At 45.8% G+C, this 16,064-nt stretch carries 14 protein-coding genes and 2 pseudogenes; 13 read left to right on the top strand and 3 right to left on the bottom strand.

The window, feature by feature from the left end:
- Positions 1 to 35 precede the first annotated feature (35 nt).
- The 3 genes from lexA (at position 36) to dinF (ending at position 2,932) form a co-directional block, all read left to right on the top strand.
- Positions 36 to 653, top strand: coding sequence for a transcriptional repressor LexA (lexA, locus tag VPR01S_RS19855; protein ID WP_021707168.1), 618 nt, complete (start codon positions 36 to 38; stop codon positions 651 to 653).
- 89 nt (positions 654 to 742) lie between these two features.
- Entirely contained in the window at positions 743 to 1,555 is an 813-nt protein-coding gene (locus VPR01S_RS19860) for a class I SAM-dependent methyltransferase (RefSeq protein WP_021707169.1), read from the top strand.
- Positions 1,556 to 1,612: 57 nt separating this feature from the next.
- Positions 1,613 to 2,932: an MATE family efflux transporter DinF gene (gene dinF, locus VPR01S_RS19865; RefSeq protein WP_156008762.1), complete on the top strand. Its 1,320-nt coding sequence runs from the start codon at positions 1,613 to 1,615 to the stop codon at positions 2,930 to 2,932.
- Between the two features lie 38 nt (positions 2,933 to 2,970).
- Here dinF and sthA read toward each other — a convergent pair whose 3' ends face one another.
- Positions 2,971 to 4,371: a Si-specific NAD(P)(+) transhydrogenase gene (sthA, locus tag VPR01S_RS19870; protein ID WP_021707171.1), complete on the bottom strand. Its 1,401-nt coding sequence runs from the start codon at positions 4,369 to 4,371 to the stop codon at positions 2,971 to 2,973.
- Positions 4,372 to 4,654: 283 nt separating this feature from the next.
- Between sthA and fabR the strand changes: the two genes are divergently transcribed.
- From fabR to VPR01S_RS19895, 4 genes are all read left to right on the top strand, one after another.
- Positions 4,655 to 5,296: an HTH-type transcriptional repressor FabR gene (gene fabR, locus VPR01S_RS19875; protein WP_021707172.1), complete on the top strand. Its 642-nt coding sequence runs from the start codon at positions 4,655 to 4,657 to the stop codon at positions 5,294 to 5,296.
- Positions 5,296 to 5,667, top strand: a complete 372-nt coding sequence (locus VPR01S_RS19880) for a YijD family membrane protein (protein ID WP_021707173.1) — start codon at positions 5,296 to 5,298, stop codon at positions 5,665 to 5,667. The genes fabR and VPR01S_RS19880 overlap by 1 nt, the downstream gene beginning before the upstream one ends.
- 283 nt (positions 5,668 to 5,950) lie before the next feature.
- On the top strand, positions 5,951 to 7,210 hold the full coding sequence (locus VPR01S_RS19885; protein WP_021707174.1) for a tyrosine-type recombinase/integrase: 1,260 nt from the start codon (positions 5,951 to 5,953) through the stop codon (positions 7,208 to 7,210).
- A gap of 527 nt (positions 7,211 to 7,737) precedes the next feature.
- Complete coding sequence (locus VPR01S_RS19895; protein WP_021707175.1) at positions 7,738 to 8,946, top strand: IS256 family transposase; 1,209 nt, start codon at positions 7,738 to 7,740, stop codon at positions 8,944 to 8,946.
- 121 nt (positions 8,947 to 9,067) lie between these two features.
- Here VPR01S_RS19895 and VPR01S_RS19900 read toward each other — a convergent pair whose 3' ends face one another.
- Positions 9,068 to 9,910, bottom strand: coding sequence for a hypothetical protein (locus VPR01S_RS19900; protein WP_021707176.1), 843 nt, complete (start codon positions 9,908 to 9,910; stop codon positions 9,068 to 9,070).
- A 185-nt stretch (positions 9,911 to 10,095) separates the two neighbouring features.
- On the opposite strand from VPR01S_RS19900, the gene VPR01S_RS19905 reads away from it, so the two are divergent.
- From VPR01S_RS19905 to VPR01S_RS22445, 6 genes and pseudogenes are all read left to right on the top strand, one after another.
- Entirely contained in the window at positions 10,096 to 10,938 is an 843-nt protein-coding gene (locus tag VPR01S_RS19905) for a DNA processing protein DprA (RefSeq protein ID WP_021707177.1), read from the top strand.
- Between the two features lie 30 nt (positions 10,939 to 10,968).
- Positions 10,969 to 12,351: an HAD family hydrolase gene (locus VPR01S_RS19910; RefSeq protein ID WP_021707178.1), complete on the top strand. Its 1,383-nt coding sequence runs from the start codon at positions 10,969 to 10,971 to the stop codon at positions 12,349 to 12,351.
- Between the two features lie 473 nt (positions 12,352 to 12,824).
- Positions 12,825 to 13,021 (top strand): annotated as a pseudogene (locus VPR01S_RS23260) (IS3 family transposase); the annotation flags it as partial.
- A gap of 204 nt (positions 13,022 to 13,225) precedes the next feature.
- Complete coding sequence (locus tag VPR01S_RS19915) at positions 13,226 to 13,522, top strand: transposase (protein ID WP_021707179.1); 297 nt, start codon at positions 13,226 to 13,228, stop codon at positions 13,520 to 13,522.
- An 11-nt stretch (positions 13,523 to 13,533) separates the two neighbouring features.
- Complete coding sequence (locus tag VPR01S_RS19920; RefSeq protein ID WP_040903191.1) at positions 13,534 to 14,370, top strand: IS3 family transposase; 837 nt, start codon at positions 13,534 to 13,536, stop codon at positions 14,368 to 14,370.
- A 55-nt stretch (positions 14,371 to 14,425) separates the two neighbouring features.
- Positions 14,426 to 14,705: pseudogene (locus tag VPR01S_RS22445) on the top strand (DDE-type integrase/transposase/recombinase); the annotation flags it as partial.
- A 132-nt stretch (positions 14,706 to 14,837) separates the two neighbouring features.
- Here the strand turns inward: VPR01S_RS22445 and VPR01S_RS19925 are convergent.
- A complete protein-coding gene (locus VPR01S_RS19925; protein WP_021707181.1) occupies positions 14,838 to 15,716 on the bottom strand; it encodes a winged helix DNA-binding protein in 879 nt (292 codons plus the stop codon).
- Positions 15,717 to 16,064 lie beyond the last annotated feature (348 nt).

Genomic DNA, 16,064 nt, shown 5'->3' on the forward strand with positions numbered 1-16,064 from the left:
ACTCACAGTTAACTGTATAAACAGACAGGTGACTTATGAAGCCGTTAACGCCCCGCCAACAACAAGTATTCGATCTGATTAAGAGCAAGATCGATGAAACCGGAATGCCGCCGACCCGTGCTGAAATTGCACGTGAACTGGGGTTCCGTTCCGCGAACGCTGCTGAAGAGCACCTTAAAGCGTTGGCGCGTAAAAATGCGATAGAAATTATTCCTGGAGCCTCGCGTGGTATCCGCATCCTGCTTGAAGCGGCGAACGACGACCAAGGTCTGCCGTTAATTGGCCAGGTGGCCGCGGGCTCTCCGATCCTGGCGCAGGAGCACGTGGAAGCTCACTACCAGGTTGACCCGGCCATGTTTAAGCCTCAGGCAGACTTTCTGCTGCGCGTTCACGGCGAAAGTATGAAAGACATCGGGATTATGGACGGCGACCTGCTCGCGGTACACAAAACGCAGGACGTGCGAGATGGTCAGGTGGTCGTGGCGCGTGTGGATGATGACGTGACGGTTAAGCGTCTTGAACGTAAAGGGTCGACCGTACTGCTGCATGCTGAGAACCAGGAATTTGAGCCGATTAAAGTTGATCTGACCGCCCAACACCTGTCGATCGAAGGCCTCGCGGTCGGTATCATCCGCAATACTGATTGGATGTGATCTACATTGTTGATATTCGTTCTCAATAACTTGTCAGATTAAATGATATTCATTATCATCTTTCTTAGTGCATGATGAGGAAGATGATAATGCCCCCTTCAAGTAAAGCATCGCAACATCGTTATCAGATCCCCGTTAATCTGGTCCAGCCGTTGTGGCTTCGTAGCCGCGAGAGTCTGGTCGATAACGGTTTGGTCTACGATCCGATCGCTGCCACGGCGTGTCAGCGGTGTCAGCTCGCCCCGGAATGTCTGTCGGGTGATATCAATCAGAAACAACTCTTGCACGTAACCCTGACGCACTTGTGTGATCTGCAGGTTCAGCGTTTTTTGGAACGTCATCCTGATGGCTGGATCGTGAATGTAGGGGCCGGTCTGGATACCCGGTTTTATCGCGTCGACAACGGTCGTTGTCACTGGATAGAACTTGATGTGACCGAACACCTGTTGTGGCGGCAGAAGCTGTTTCACGCCAGTGAACGTTATCTGCATCGCAATGGCAGCGTGCTGGATCTGAGCTGGTTGGAAACCTTGCCAGTCCCAGAGCAGGCGCCGGTACTGATCGTGTGCGAACATGCGCTGTTGGATGGCAATGAACCTGTGGTGGCAAAATTCATCCAGGCGCTCGGTTGCCATTTTGACACCGCCACCGCCTGCCTGGTTCTGGCTGGTGATCTGGCATCGAAATCACTGGGGCAGAAAATGGGATCGGGCCAGTACGCACACGGTTATCAGGACGCGGCGGCGGCGGTGATGAATTGTCTGCCGTGGGCGAAATGGGTCAAAACTTTCTCACCGCTGGATGGGCAGTGTGGTCGCTGGAAGCTGTGGCAGCGCTGGTTGCGTCGTTTTCCGTCATTGAAACAACGATTAACGCCTGTGGTGGTTCAGCTTCGTTGGTGATCCGGTTACACTTTGTGATCCTCTTGTGAGACGAGTGTAAGCGTGCAGATTTTTCAGATGTTATCCAACCGGGCGATGCACAAAAAGGTGCTGTTGCTCGCCATTCCGATGGTGTTGTCCAATATTACCGTCCCGCTGCTGGGTCTGGTCGATGCGGCGGTGATTGGTCACCTCGAACACGCCTGGTATTTAGGCGGCGTGGCGCTTGGCAGTACCATGATCAGTGTCACCTTCTGGCTGCTGGGCTTTTTGCGCATGTCCACCACCGGCCTCACAGCCCAGTCCTATGGGGCTGATGATAAACACAAACTGGCCCTGGTGCTGATCCAGGGACTCCTGATGGCGCTGGCGTTCGCGCTGCTGTTTTTGCTGCTGCACACTCAGCTGTCTGAGTGGGTGTTTGTCTTTAGTGACGCCAGTCGAGAGGTCAAGCATTACGGTCAGCAGTATTTCGCTATTCGGGCCTGGAGTGCGCCGGCGGCACTGGCCAACTTTGTGCTGCTGGGTTGGTTGCTCGGCACGCAAAATGCTCGCGCGCCGATGTGGATGGTGATCATCGCCAACGCCACCAACATTGCACTGGACGTGCTGTTTGTGATTGGCCTGGGCTGGAAAGTGGAAGGCGCGGCGCTGGCGTCGGTGCTGGCGGATTACTCAGGCATGCTGTTTGGCCTATGGTGTGTCTGGCGTACCTGGCACACGCGTCAGCTACCTTCCCCACGAGGGCTGGTGGGGCAGTCTATGCAGGGGATCGGCCGGTTTGTGCGCTTGAACCGCGACATCTTTTTACGTTCTTTGTGTTTGCAGGCGACTTTCAGTTTTATGACCTTTCAGGGCGCCAGCTTTGGGGATGAAGTGGTGGCCGCCAATGCCGTACTCATGAGTTTCCTGATGATGATCTCGTATGGCATGGATGGCTTTGCTTATGCGATGGAAGCTCTGGTGGGGAAAGCGGTCGGCGCACGCGATCGCGGTGAGCTGAATGAATCGCTGGTCGGCACCAGCTTCTGGAGCCTGATCATTTGCTTGCTTCTGACGTTGTTGTTTGGTTTGGCGGGATCACAAATGATCGGTTTGATCACCGACATCGCTTCGGTTCATCAGCAGGCGCTGATCTATTTGCCCTGGCTGGTCGCCATGCCAATGGTGGCCATGTGGTGCTTTTTGCTGGATGGGGTCTTTATCGGTGCGACCAAAGGGCGTGAGATGCGCAACAGTATGTTTGTCGCGACTTGTGTTTTTTTCGTGGTGTTCTACGTCTGGTCGGGGTGGGGCAACCACGCGTTGTGGTTCGCCATGTTGAGTTTTATGGCGGTGCGGGGCATTACGTTGGCGCTGCTGCTGAGGCAGCAATGGCGCCGAGACGTGTTTCTGTAAAGCCAAAAAAACCGCAGCCAGGGCTGCGGTTTTTTTGATTAGAACAATCGGTTCAGGCCGTTGAGAGCTGCCACTCGGTAGGCTTCAGCCATGGTTGGGTAGTTGAACGTCGTGTTGACGAAATATTCGATGGTATTCGCTTCGCCTTTCTGCTCCATAATCGCCTGACCGATGTGGATAATTTCCGCTGCACGTTCACCAAAGCAGTGAATGCCGAGGATCTCTTTGGTCTCGCGGTGGAAGAGGATTTTCAGGCTGCCCACATCCTTGCCGGAAATTTGCGCCCGCGCCAGGTGTTTGAAGGAGGACCGGCCAACTTCGTAGGGGATTTTTGCTGCCGTCAGCTCTTGCTCGGTTTTACCCACGGAGCTGATTTCCGGGATGGTGTAGATCCCGGTCGGAATGTCCTCAATCAGGTGCCCTTGAGCCTGACCCTGTGTGATTGCCTGAGCCACGAAGCGGCCCTGATCGTAAGCGGCACTGGCCAGGCTCGGGTAACCAATCACATCACCGACCGCGTAAACATGCTCTACTGGCGTCTGATAGTTGCTGTTGACCTTGAGCTGGCCGCGCGAGTCGGCTTCCAGACCGATTGCGTCCAGATTCAGTTTGTCGGTGTTACCCGTGCGCCCGTTGGCGTACAGCAGGCAGTCGGCTTTCATCTTTTTGCCCGACTGAAGATGGACGATGACGCCGTCTTCGGTGCCTTCGATGCGTGAGTACGTTTCATCGTTGCGGATCACTACGCCGTTATTCCAGAAGTGGTACGACAGAGCGTCGGACACTTCATTGTCCAGAAACGACAGCAAACGGTCACGGGTGTTGATCAGGTCGGTTTTGACCCCCAGGCCACGGAAGATCGAAGCGTATTCACAGCCGATCACCCCGGCACCGTAAATGATGATATGGCGCGGATCGTGTTTGAGGCTTAGGATAGAGTCACTGTCGTAAACCCGTTCATGATTGAAGTCGACATTGTCTGGCCGGTACGGGCGTGAGCCAGTGGCAATCACAAATTTATCTGCCGTGTAGTGTTCAATCGTAGCGTCGGACTTGGTTACGGCCACAGTGTGGGCATCAATGAACTGCGCGGTACCGAACAACAGTGTGCACTGGTTACGATCGTAAAAGCCCTGGCGCAAACGCGTTTGTTTGTCGATGACGGTTTTCGCATGGCCTAAGATACTGGAGAAGGTCGAATGAAGGCTGGTGTTGTTATTGCAAAACAGAGGGTTGTTGTTGAACTCGATGATGCGGCTGACCGCGTGGCGAAGCGCTTTGGACGGGATGGTCCCCCAGTGGGTACAACCGCCACCAACACTGCTCTCTTTTTCAATAATGGCAACGTTGAGCCCCGCTTTGGTTAATCCCATTGCTGCCCCTTCACCGCCGGGGCCACTGCCAATTACGATTACATCAAAGTGGTTGGTCTGTGCCATAGTTTAATCCTTGTTATAGTGTCGTAACATTGCTGTAGCGAGATTTTAACTGATTCCGTGGTTTGGTAAATGAGAGCCACATCATAGAGTCGAAGGGATCACGCCGTGGCAATGAAAATACATGTATCGCATGCGACAGCTCTCCAAATGGCCGTCAGTCAATTGAAACAGAGCGTTAACAGAGTGTACCTTGCTCGCGCGATGGCGGCTATCATGGGGTTATGCATCTCGGTGTTTCGCGTTATATTAACCCTCTCACCGAGAAACCGAGAAGTACGAAAATATGAAGTCCATGGGAATCCGAGCTCAGCAGAAAGAAAAAACGCGTCGTTCACTGATCGATGCGGCATTCAGCCAGCTCAGTGCCGAGCGCAGCTTTTCCAATCTGAGTCTGCGGGAAGTGGCCCGGGAGGCGGGTATCGCCCCAACCTCTTTTTATCGCCATTTCAAGGATATGGATGAGCTTGGTCTGACTATGGTCGACGAAGGCGGGTTGCTTTTGCGTCAGTTGATGCGACAAGCACGTCAACGGATTGTCAAAGAAGGCAGTGTGATACGGACTTCGGTGGAAACCTTTATGGAGTTTATCGAGAGCAGCCCGAACGTGTTTCGCTTATTGTTGCGTGAGCGGTCCGGCACCTCGTTTGAATTCCGCGCGGCGGTGGCCCGAGAGATTCAGCATTTCGTTGCTGAGCTCACGGAGTACCTTATCAGCACCGGTATGAGCAGGGACGAAGCGTTCACACAAGCTGAAGCGTCCGTCACTATGGTGTTCAGTTCCGGAGCTGAAGCATTGGATTTGGACAGACGTTCACGCGAAGAACTGGCTGAACGTCTGATCATGCAATTGCGAATGATTGCCAAAGGGGCATTCTGGTATCGCAAAGAACGTGAACGTAACCGATTAAAAGGCGGGATAGATTAATGTCGAATGAAAATAACCCAGTAAATCGTGGTTCAGAGCGCAAGACGCTGATTCTGGCTCTGGTCGCGGGTATGTGTGGCGATGCGTTGTTGTCCTGGCTGACAATGAGCGATGTTGCTTTTTCTATTTTTCCGGTGATTGCCTTGGTGCTGTCGGTTCAGGCTCTGTATCAGGAGTACCTGCGTAACCCGGTATCTGAAGATATTCCGTTGGTCGGGCTGGCGTGTTTCTTTGTTGGCGCCTTTGGTCACTCGGCGTTTGTCAAAGCACAGTATCCAGATGCCGGTTCCAACTTCTTCTCGATTGTCGTGGTGCTGTTGTTGATGTTGTGGATCGGCAACAAAATGGGCTTTATTGGCCGCAAAGATTAAGCGCCTCCTCATCCAAACCAAAAAACGAGCCGAAATGGCTCGTTTTTTTATGTGCGACTATTTCCGCTCTAGCAGTACACCCGCTTCCATGTGGTGGGTAAATAGAGCCTTTAGTCCGCCAAAGTCTACAGAGTTATATTCTTTAATTGTAAGGCTATGATTTATAGTATTTTTGTGAGCTTATTGTCCGTTGAAGTCCAAAACCGTACAATAGAAACTCGATGTTTCCCGTACCCCACGCCGTACCCAGAGCCGTACCCAAAAATGCAGAGGTTTTCCAACGATGACGAAACGAATCAGTACCAATGCCACGTTGCAAGCATTGAAGCCACAGGATAAGGAATACTCGATCCCCGATAAGAAGGTCGAAGGATTGAACATTCGAGTTCGTCCAACAGGCACAATGACTTGGACCTTTCGTTTTCAAATAGGTAAGAAACACGAAAAAATCTCTATGGGTCGATACATTAAGATCAAACCAGAGCGTGGGATGACATTGGATCAGGCGCGAAAGGAAGCTGGCCGTTATCGAAGTTGGTTGGAGAATGGTAAGAACCCAAAGGTTGAATTGGATATAGAGAAACGAGCGCAAGATGAAGCGAAGACCTTTGATGATGCGTTTATTAGCTTCGATGAGAAACGGCTTTCAAAACAGCTACGGGGTGACCAGTCGAGGACCATTTACAATCGAGATATCAAGCCAATTCTCGGTAACATCAAATTGGCAGATTTAAGCATATATGACCTCAATAAGGTTTTTGATGCGAAGGTTGATAAAGACGGTAAGCGTATGGCGGGGGCTATTGGGGTTTGCCATAAAATCATTAATCAAGTGATTAACCATGCCCTAGCACTAAATATGCTTGATACTCATCCTGCACCACAACTGAAAGCAAAAGACGTTGGTGGCGGCTTTAAAGTCACAAAACGTAATTTAAGCTTTTCAGAGTTAAAGATTTTGTTAACGAGTATGCCGTCATGGCGTACAGATTCCTCGAATATCCGTTTAATGCAGTTCTTACTTGGTTGTGGACAGCGTATAAGTGCCGTACTTGAAATGCGTTGGAGTGAGTTAGATTTTGATGAGGGAATTTGGCTATTACCAGCCAGCTCAGAAGAGCGACACACTAAAAGCCAAGATGCACGTAAAGTGCCTTTAAGTGGCTACTTGCTTGCACTTCTAAAAGAGCAGCGTGAAAGTGTGCCAAGTAAGTGGAAGTTGGTATGGCCTCAGCTAACAGTCGATAAAGTGCAAGAGCCTGCGGCAGTACGGGCATTGATAAAACGTAATTTACCTACCGATTTTGAGCGATTTTCACCTCATGACTTGCGCCGTACCTTTATCAGCCGTTGCAGTGAAATGGGTTTAGATATCGTAGCGATTGAAAAGACAGTCGGCCACCAGTTACCAAGCATGCTTAGAGTCTATAATCACCATGATTATCTTGATGAGCAGTTGAAAGTTTTAGATACATGGGGCAATAAATTGTACTCTTTGATGGAAGCGAATGTACACCCATTACCCTCAGCTCTGATGGCTTAACTTACTTAGCATAGAGTAAGTGTTGTGTTTCAGTAATAGTGCGTGCCCTTTTAATTCGTTGGCATGGATAACCGTTTGTGTGGATTTGTTCTGTAGATTAGCAGTAGTGGTTACTATTGCTATCAGTAGGAGGATCCTAATCCCTCATGTGCGGGTAGTGTTATTCCTTGTCTTGGCTAGTTGAGTTCTGTCCAGTGTCGTCACAGTGGCTTCGTAACTCATTCCGAGTTATCAATGCATCACGCACTGTGCGTGATGCAACTTACTCAATGAACTCATTAATTTGTCCATTGTTTGTTGAATCGCCAAGTACAATAAAAGGCTTTCAAGGTCTTCTATCAGATAGCACTCATGTGAGAGGTCAATCATACTAGCTATCAATATGAACCTTTGATAGAGGAACTTCGGAGCGGTCATATGAACATGCTCAAAATTATTCATAAAGAGAAATGCTCATGGTCAACGAGAGTGTCCTGAATTCTGTGTAACTGTCTAGACTTAAGCCTTAAAGGCTAAGGATGGACAATATGGATAAGAAAGCACTCGAAGCTTTTGCTCGTGAAGCAGCAAAGTCAATTAAGACAGAATCTGATCTTGATGACTTCCGAAAAATGTTAACCAAGGTGACCGTTGAAACGGCGTTAAACGCTGAACTCGATGAGCACCTTGGATATCAAAAACACCAATCTAGAACCAGCTCCAACTCCCGCAATGGTTACTCGGGTAAGTCAATCATCACCGATGATGGAGAGGTCGATATCGACGTCCCTCGCGACCGTGAAGCCAGCTTTGAACCTCAACTCGTCCGCAAGCACCAAACTCGATTCCAATCCATGGACGACAAGATATTGAGCCTATACGCGAAAGGCATGACCACACGTGAAATCGTCGCAACGTTCAAGGAAATGTATGATGCTGATGTCTCACCAACGCTGATATCGAAAGTAACCGACTCGGTGCTTGAGCAAGTGATTGAATGGCAGTCGCGACCTCTCGACGAAATTTACCCTATCGTTTATCTCTATTGCATCGTGGTTAAGGTGCGTCAAGACAAGCAAGTCATCAACAAAGCGGTCTATCTTGCGTTAGGCGTCAACATGGAAGGCCAAAAAGAACTGCTCGGTATGTGGCTCTCTGAAACAGAAGGTGCCAAGTTCTGGCTTAACGTGCTGACTGAACTTCAAAACCGTGGGGTAAAAGACATCCTTATCGCTTGCGTTGACGGACTAAAAGGCTTTCCTGACGCCATCAACACTGCGTTCCCAGAGACGCAAATACAGCTCTGTATCGTCCACATGGTGCGAAACTCGGTCAAGTACGTCCCTTGGAAAGACTATAAAGCGGTGACGACTGACCTGAAGAAAATCTACCAATCAGCCACAGAAGATGAGGCTCTGTTGGCTCTAGCGCAGTTCTCTGACCGATGGGATAGTAAGTATCCTCAAATCAGTCGCTCTTGGACGGCGCATTGGGACAACCTCAACACCCTGTTTAACTACCCAGAGGATATTCGCCGAGCCATTTACACGACTAACGCCATTGAATCCCTCAACAGCGTTATTAGAAAAGCGATTAAGAAGCGCAAGCTCTTCCCAGCGGATGAATCAGCTAGAAAGGTGATCTACCTGGCTATCCGAGATGCTTCCAAGAAATGGACGATGCCGATCAGAAACTGGCGACAAGCTCTAAACCGCTTTATGATTATGTTCGAAGACCGACTCACTCAATACATGTAACCCCGACAGTTACACAGAATTATTTACAGGGTCTGGTCAACCTAACTGAAATCCATGGCAGGATACTGGTTTTCACTCCAACGCTAGAGGCTCCTGAAGTTAATCTTCAGGCCAATATGTTTTAGTCCTCTGCTACAGAAATATAGATTCTGTCAGCATTCCATAATTCTATTATCTTTCTAGTCTTCTGAGCATTCCAGAAGCATTTCCCGAATAGGATCAATCCAGCACCTTCCAGATCTCGTTTCTCTGCGATATTGAATTGTTTAAGAATCGAATTCTTGTGGCGTTTGATAGGAATACCAACATCGTCACAATCAGCGGGGTTCAACCATTCTATCTCTGTATCTGAGTGAGAAAGCGTTCCCCAATACATTTTTGGTTTTGCTTCTTTTGGTGAGTCAGCCGCTTCAGCATCAGAGAATTTAACAAATAGATTCTTTGCTTTGTATTTGTATCCTTCATCTATCTCAATCAACGATTCTGATTCTGCTAGATTGCTTCCACGCAATAAACTATTTAAAGCCTTTTCAAACCCAAGAACTTTCTTTCGGACTTGGGTCGGGCTTTGTGAGTGCGACTTAGTAGTGCCTGATGAGACAGGTTTATCTTTCTTAAGGCGAGATGTATCATTAGAGTCGGATACCTTTGATTCTTTAGCAAAGAAATCGAAAACGACCTCATGTTGTTCTGAAAGAATTTGATTAACTTCTACAGCATGCCTTACTTCTCGTTCTTTTTGGGGAGATGAGCGACCTTCGTTACATCCTTCAGCATGGTAACGTGAGCCAAAACAAGCCGCTTTACCATCTACGCTTCTCTTACGATAGTAGGCTTGTCCACCACATTCAGGGCATTCGAGATGCTGCCTATACTTTTCGATCTCTGAGTCAGAAAGGTTCTGAAAAACGAGAATTGAATACGTTTTTCTAGTATTTGCGTAGGTGCATATGGCATCAATCATTTCGATAACCTCAGAGTTAGTGTAACCTATTGCTTTTTCTCTTATTCGCAGAATTGATGCAATCGATTTGTACCATGAATGATACAAAAACTTGAACTAAATCAATCGACAGACAAAAAGAGGTCATATTCAGTTGCGCTCAGTGCTTCCAGTAGCATAGATTCACAAGTGATTGGAGTATTATCGTGATTAATTTGAACAAAGATCAAAATCTTGCTTGGTGTCATGCCGCATTGATTCTTACAAAAAAAGTGTCGGCAGGTAGTGTCACATCCAACAAAAAATTGAGGGAAATGCTGACGAATATAGGGTCTTTAGAAGACATCTATAATCAGCACTTCGGGATGATTCCGATAGAGGAAAAAATCGAATCTCAATTGGATAAGGCATACAGCAAAATCGATTTTGATTTTAAAGTCATTACGATTAATGATCCCGAATATCCAGAGAAGTTGAAGTCTGTCGAGGGTGCAACACCAGTACTTTACTGCCGTGGTGATACGAGCCTATTACATTTGGATAAAACCATTTCGTTTGTAGGCACTCGTGAACTATATAACCCAGAACATGTACGCCATGGTGATGCGGTAATAGCAAGAATGCTTAGCGCTGGCTATCAGGCAATTGTCAGTGGCCTTGCTGCTGGCTCTGATACATTAGGGCACCAAGCGGCAATCAAGCATGGCGGTAGAACAATTGCCGTTCTAGGTACGCCTTTAGACCAATACTTTCCTAAAGATAATAAGGAACTCCAAGACGAAATTGCCAAGAATCATCTTTTGGTTTCTGAGTATCCGATAGGAATTCGCAGTTTTGGTTCTTTCTTTGCAAACAGGAATAGAACCACCGTAGGGCTATCGACCGAAGGTGTTGTTGTTGCTCGTGCTGGTGACAGAAGTGGAACTCAATACGCAATAAGGCATTGCGTAGAACAAGGGAAACAACTGTATGCACTAGAAAACAACATCTATGAGCCTGAGTATCAATGGGTTCACAAATACAAAGATAATCTAAAAGTGATCAGGTAATAGGTTCATTGTTTTTGCAGAGGTCTGCACATGAAACTATTGATTTTTGATCTGGACTTTACACTGGTTAATACTACCACTTGCCAAGATTACTTAAAAACTCGAGCCGGAAGAGAAGCCATTGTAGAAAAGCTGGATTCTGGCGAAGTCGTCACTGAACTTTATTTCGCTGATACGGTTGAGTACGTCAATTCACTTGTTGAGCGCTTCAATTCTGGTGAGTCTGATACTCTACCTATTATCCTTTCTGATTCCCCTCATTTGTACTGTGAGAAAGTCCTAGAGAAGCAGGGCTTTAAGATTCAACCTGATTTCATTTACGGTAATGCGCACAAGCCTTGTACTGATTGGGAAACATTGATCGAAGATGTCAAACGATATGAGTTGGTTGAAGAGAACGTTGTATCAGATTTCCTTGTTGTAGGCGATAGCCCACGAGATATCTTTTTTGGTCATGAAAGTGAAAGCCCTTCAGTATGGGCAAAATGGGGCTATAATGCTGACGATCATATGTTTCCTTTCCATACATGTAAGCCTACTAGAACAGCCACCACACTAGACGAACTAAAGGGTTATGTTGAGGAATTCATTGAAGGTGGAGAAGAGGCTTTTGATTATGAAAAGCCAAACTTTCAAGACGATTGGGATATTCAAACGATTGATCTTGAGAACTACCAAGTTCATGAAGTAGAAGCCATTGGCCACGCTCGTGAGTACGTACCGGAATTCCATGAGTTCGATAATCCTAACTATACCGCTAACTTCTTTGAAGTTAACTGGATGCTGAAGCCAGCAAAGGATGTTCCTGAAAGTGACTTGTGGAAGAAAGTTCCACAACGTTTCTATAAGCAAGGCGGAGGTTTTGCTGAAGCGAAGCATTTGATTCAGAAGGCTGGTGGCTACAAGTTTTTCTTTAAACGTTGGCTGGAAGAACAGGGTGTCACAGGTAAAGTATTGTTAGTGCCAGTACCTAGCAGTGTTCCCGCAGAGTGCAATAAAACTCACACTGTGAAGTTAATAGCAACATGGTGGGAGCAATGGCTTAACAAAGAAAAAGATATCAACTTTAAATTGATTCATGAAAATCTTCTGATTGAACGATTCCAACCGAAAATGCCTACCCATGCTCAGAAAGGTAAGCGTTGTATTGAAGACCAATTAAAGACTATGGGATTGTTTAGAGGCGTATTAGGACATTTACCTGATGATATCTCAGCGGTAGTGTTCTTGGATGATGTAACGACTTCTGGACAGAGTATTAATGCTATGGCAACAATCTTCAGAGAGTTGGAAGTAGTACCTGAGCATATACCATTATATGGTTACGTCTGGTTCAAGACGCATCATCCAGAACCAGACTTCGATTTTGACAAGTTGATTGAACTTGCTGATAACGTAGCGGCAGACAATTAGTAACCGTAGTTGCATCTAAAGTGCTCCATTTGCTGTGAATTACAGTCGCTAGGAGTGGCACAATGTTGATCAAAACATTCAATCTATAATGCTATAAATAATTGAATATTATGATTATTATTTATCGGCATTAGACTGCGTGTATCGAGAGTGCGAATCTAAAAAAGGAGGTCGATATGATCTCCTTTTTCATTTTTATCAGAGTTACCTCTAACTCATAAATTTCCAAAATCGGTTTGAGGCATACTATTGATCCGCACCATCAGTTTTGGATACAAAATTAAGTGATTAAAGGTACTAGTGACCAAGAATATACATATTATCCAATCTCCTGAATCTATAGCTGAGCCTCTAGGAGTGCTGAGGTTCCTACTTTTATATGAATCTCAGTTCTATGGTTGGTGTAAGGCCGCAAAGCCAGGTAGTTAACTAAGCTGAAGTGCTAGGTATCGTAAAAAGCTATCTGTTTTGTGGAGGAACCTAAAGTAAATTGCTATGAATTTATGCTCGAATACCTACTGCGTTTCAGTCTTGTCTGTATAGCTAAATTATTCGGGGCTTATAAAGTGGACGTTATTCCTGGATTAAGCATCGCCACAAGGTTACTCAGAAAGAATTGACTGAGAATGGTGATAATTTTGATGTAAAAAATATTGTTGCCAGTATGAAGGGCTTTGTTGCGTAAAAGAATTATTCACTATTCTTTACCTCTCTCTATCAAACCTTAGGCAGCTCACCCCTTATCTGACTGTTTGGGAAATCGGTAGGTAGAGATGATTGCTCTGTTTAGTGGTACTAAAACAGAGCTGTAACGGTAGACTTAAATTGGAGACCTGTTTAGAGGCATGATTTCATACAACTAAAGAGGTTAAAAATGCCAAGAAAAATTACGCCTGAATTCAAACGTGAGTGTGCTGAGCTAGTTATCACTCATGGTAACAGTCACAAAGATGCTGCCGCAGCAATGAACGTTGGTTTGTCGTCGATTCAACGTTGGGTTACACAATATCGACAAGAGTTATCAGGAGTTACATCTAAGGTCACGGCCTTGACGCCAGAACAGCTCAGGATTCAAGAGTTAGAGAAGCAACTCAAACAACTTCAAAGTGACAATGAACTGTTAAAAAAAGCTTCGGCCTTCTTCGCCATCGAAATGAACAAAAACAAATAGTTGCGGTAAAACTGAAGAAGATAGGCTACTCAGTACAACAGATTTGCCGTTGTTTAACACTCGCTGCCAGTTCATTTTATTATCGCTTAAAGCCCAAAGCTATCAACGCTGAAATGGTGCGATTAAAAGCCGCAATGCAGCAAATTCATAACGACATGGATGCGACCTATGGTAAGCGGCGGATGGTATCTGAATTACAGGATATGGGGTTCTCAGTTGGCCTTGAAAAGGTTCGCCGTTGGATGAAGAAGCTTAACTTAGTGGCAAAACGACCAAAGCAACATCGATATCCATCTGGCGGCGTAGCATCAGTTATTGCCCCTAATAAACTAAATCGCCAATTTAACCCTGAGCAGCTCAATACGTATTGGTCGGGTGATATCACCTATATTCGAACGCAACAAGGTTGGTTATATCTCGCCATCATCATGGATTTATGCTCTCGTCGTGTAATTAGTTGGGCGTTCTCTGATAAACCAAATAGCGAGTTGACTACTCGAGCATTGCGACTAGCGGTACAAAAACGCAGAGCTTGTCGTAACGTGGTTTTTCACTCCGACCAAGGGTGTCAGTATACGAGTGCTGCTTATCAGAGCTCACTAAAAGAGTTTGGTGTTGAATCTAGTATGAGCCGTGCTGGAAACTGTTTGGATAACGCAGTAACAGAGCGATTTTTTAGAAGTCTCAAGTCAGAACGAGTTAACTACCGTCGTTATGAGACAAGAAGCCAAGCTATTGCAGATATAATCAACTACATTGAGCCATTTTATAATCAGAAAAGAAAACACCACAAGTTGGGCAACATCTCCCCAGTAGAATATGAGATGAATTTACTAAAAAGTGCCTAAAACAGTCTCCAAATCTAGTTGACCATTACAAGCACATTCACTATTACGCAACAAGGCCAGTATGAAGCGTCAAAATTTGACGCTGAAAGCAGCTTGTGAATTTAAGTGTACTCCGGACAGCAAGCATCAAATGCCTCTTGCGCCAAACCTATTGGCTCAGAATTTTGATGCATCGGATCCGAATTAAAGTGGGCGGAGACATCACCTATGTCCCTAAAAGCTAGAGTGGGCTTTACTTGGCAGTAATTATTGGTCTTTACTCAAGGCAAGTCTTCGACTGGTCTATAGGTACTAGAATGACGGCGACACTGATCTGTGATGAGCCATCAATGGCTTTATAACTATTTATAATCTAAAGCAAAGTATGATCAGGAAAGGAAATAGCTGGGAGCCTCAATGCTTGTGTTGAGAGTTTCCAGAGTCTATGACTCTTTGATGAACAGTCCTTTTATAGCTCTAGATGACTTTCACTCTAAAACTTTAAAGATTTGCTGTAAAACGGCTGGTGGTATTGGTTCCTCGCTATTCACGATAAAGCTCTTTAATTCCAGTCGTAGATTGCTCAAACTTTGCAAAAATTGGAAATAGCGCTTCTCAGGAGGCTCTTGCGATTGATGCTCAGAACTCTGTTTTTGCTTTTGCTCTGACTTTTCCTCGAGCTTTTTAGGGGGCAAAAATTGTGACGAAAAAGCCTCTGTTACCTGTATAAAAGTGCCAAGACTTAACTTCCCTCGTTTGGCTTTTTCTGTGTGTCGTACCACATAACCGAGTTGCTCAAGTCGTTTTAAAGTATCTGATACTCGTCGAACACTCATTCCCAATATGATCGCAATATTGCTTTGGCTTATCCCTAAACCGTGGGTATTGCGATCAATATTTTTGGCTAAAAACGAGCAAACCAGAATCGATGCTTCCGCAGCATCATAATGCAGTTCGAGTTCGCTTTTCCAAAAGGTGTTGATGATGTTTGTTCGATTAATATCTCTCTCGGAATAGTGGCTCGTCGGCATATAGCTTTTTGAAATTGAAGAATACGGTAGCAGAATAATCCGCTTTTGTTTTTTTAGAAATGGGTGCTCTTTGAATAGGCGAGTCTCATTGAGTTGCTTCATGGTTTGAGCTTCTTCTAGCTCTTTCATGAGATTGACTTTCTTTCTGTCATCTGGCCGAAGAAGTATCGGAACCAGTTTTTCTTCTCCTTCATGGTAAAGGTAACAGTTCCCTTTAACATCGTAAGAGTTAATAAAATTGATGATTTCCATGTTAGCGTTCGGATCGAGTGTTGGTGTTTCCTTCATGGTTGTAGTTTCTACTGATGTGCCTTCATCTATGTCGATTGATTGCATGACTTTCACTCTGATTTATGGCTGGCATGGTGTAATCCGATGATATTTATATATATTTTAATTTATTATTTTCACTTTTTATGTGAGTGAAGTCCTGAAGTAAAAATGCATGAGCCGTGATTATTGATAAAAATGAAGGTGATCTGGGTAGATTTAGCTGATGTGAAGACTCAGTAATCGCTTAAAAACAGAGGGGAGTGAATCGAGGGAGATCGGTAATTAATAATATATACCTACCCATCTACTAACCTAATGTCACACCTCAACCAACTACCTCATCACTCGACATCTTGGTAGGGGAACCCATCCCTTACCCAAAGAGAGACTTAGAAAATAACGTCACTCTCA

The sequence above is a fragment of the Vibrio proteolyticus NBRC 13287 genome, from assembly GCF_000467125.1.
Classification (GTDB): domain Bacteria; phylum Pseudomonadota; class Gammaproteobacteria; order Enterobacterales; family Vibrionaceae; genus Vibrio; species Vibrio proteolyticus.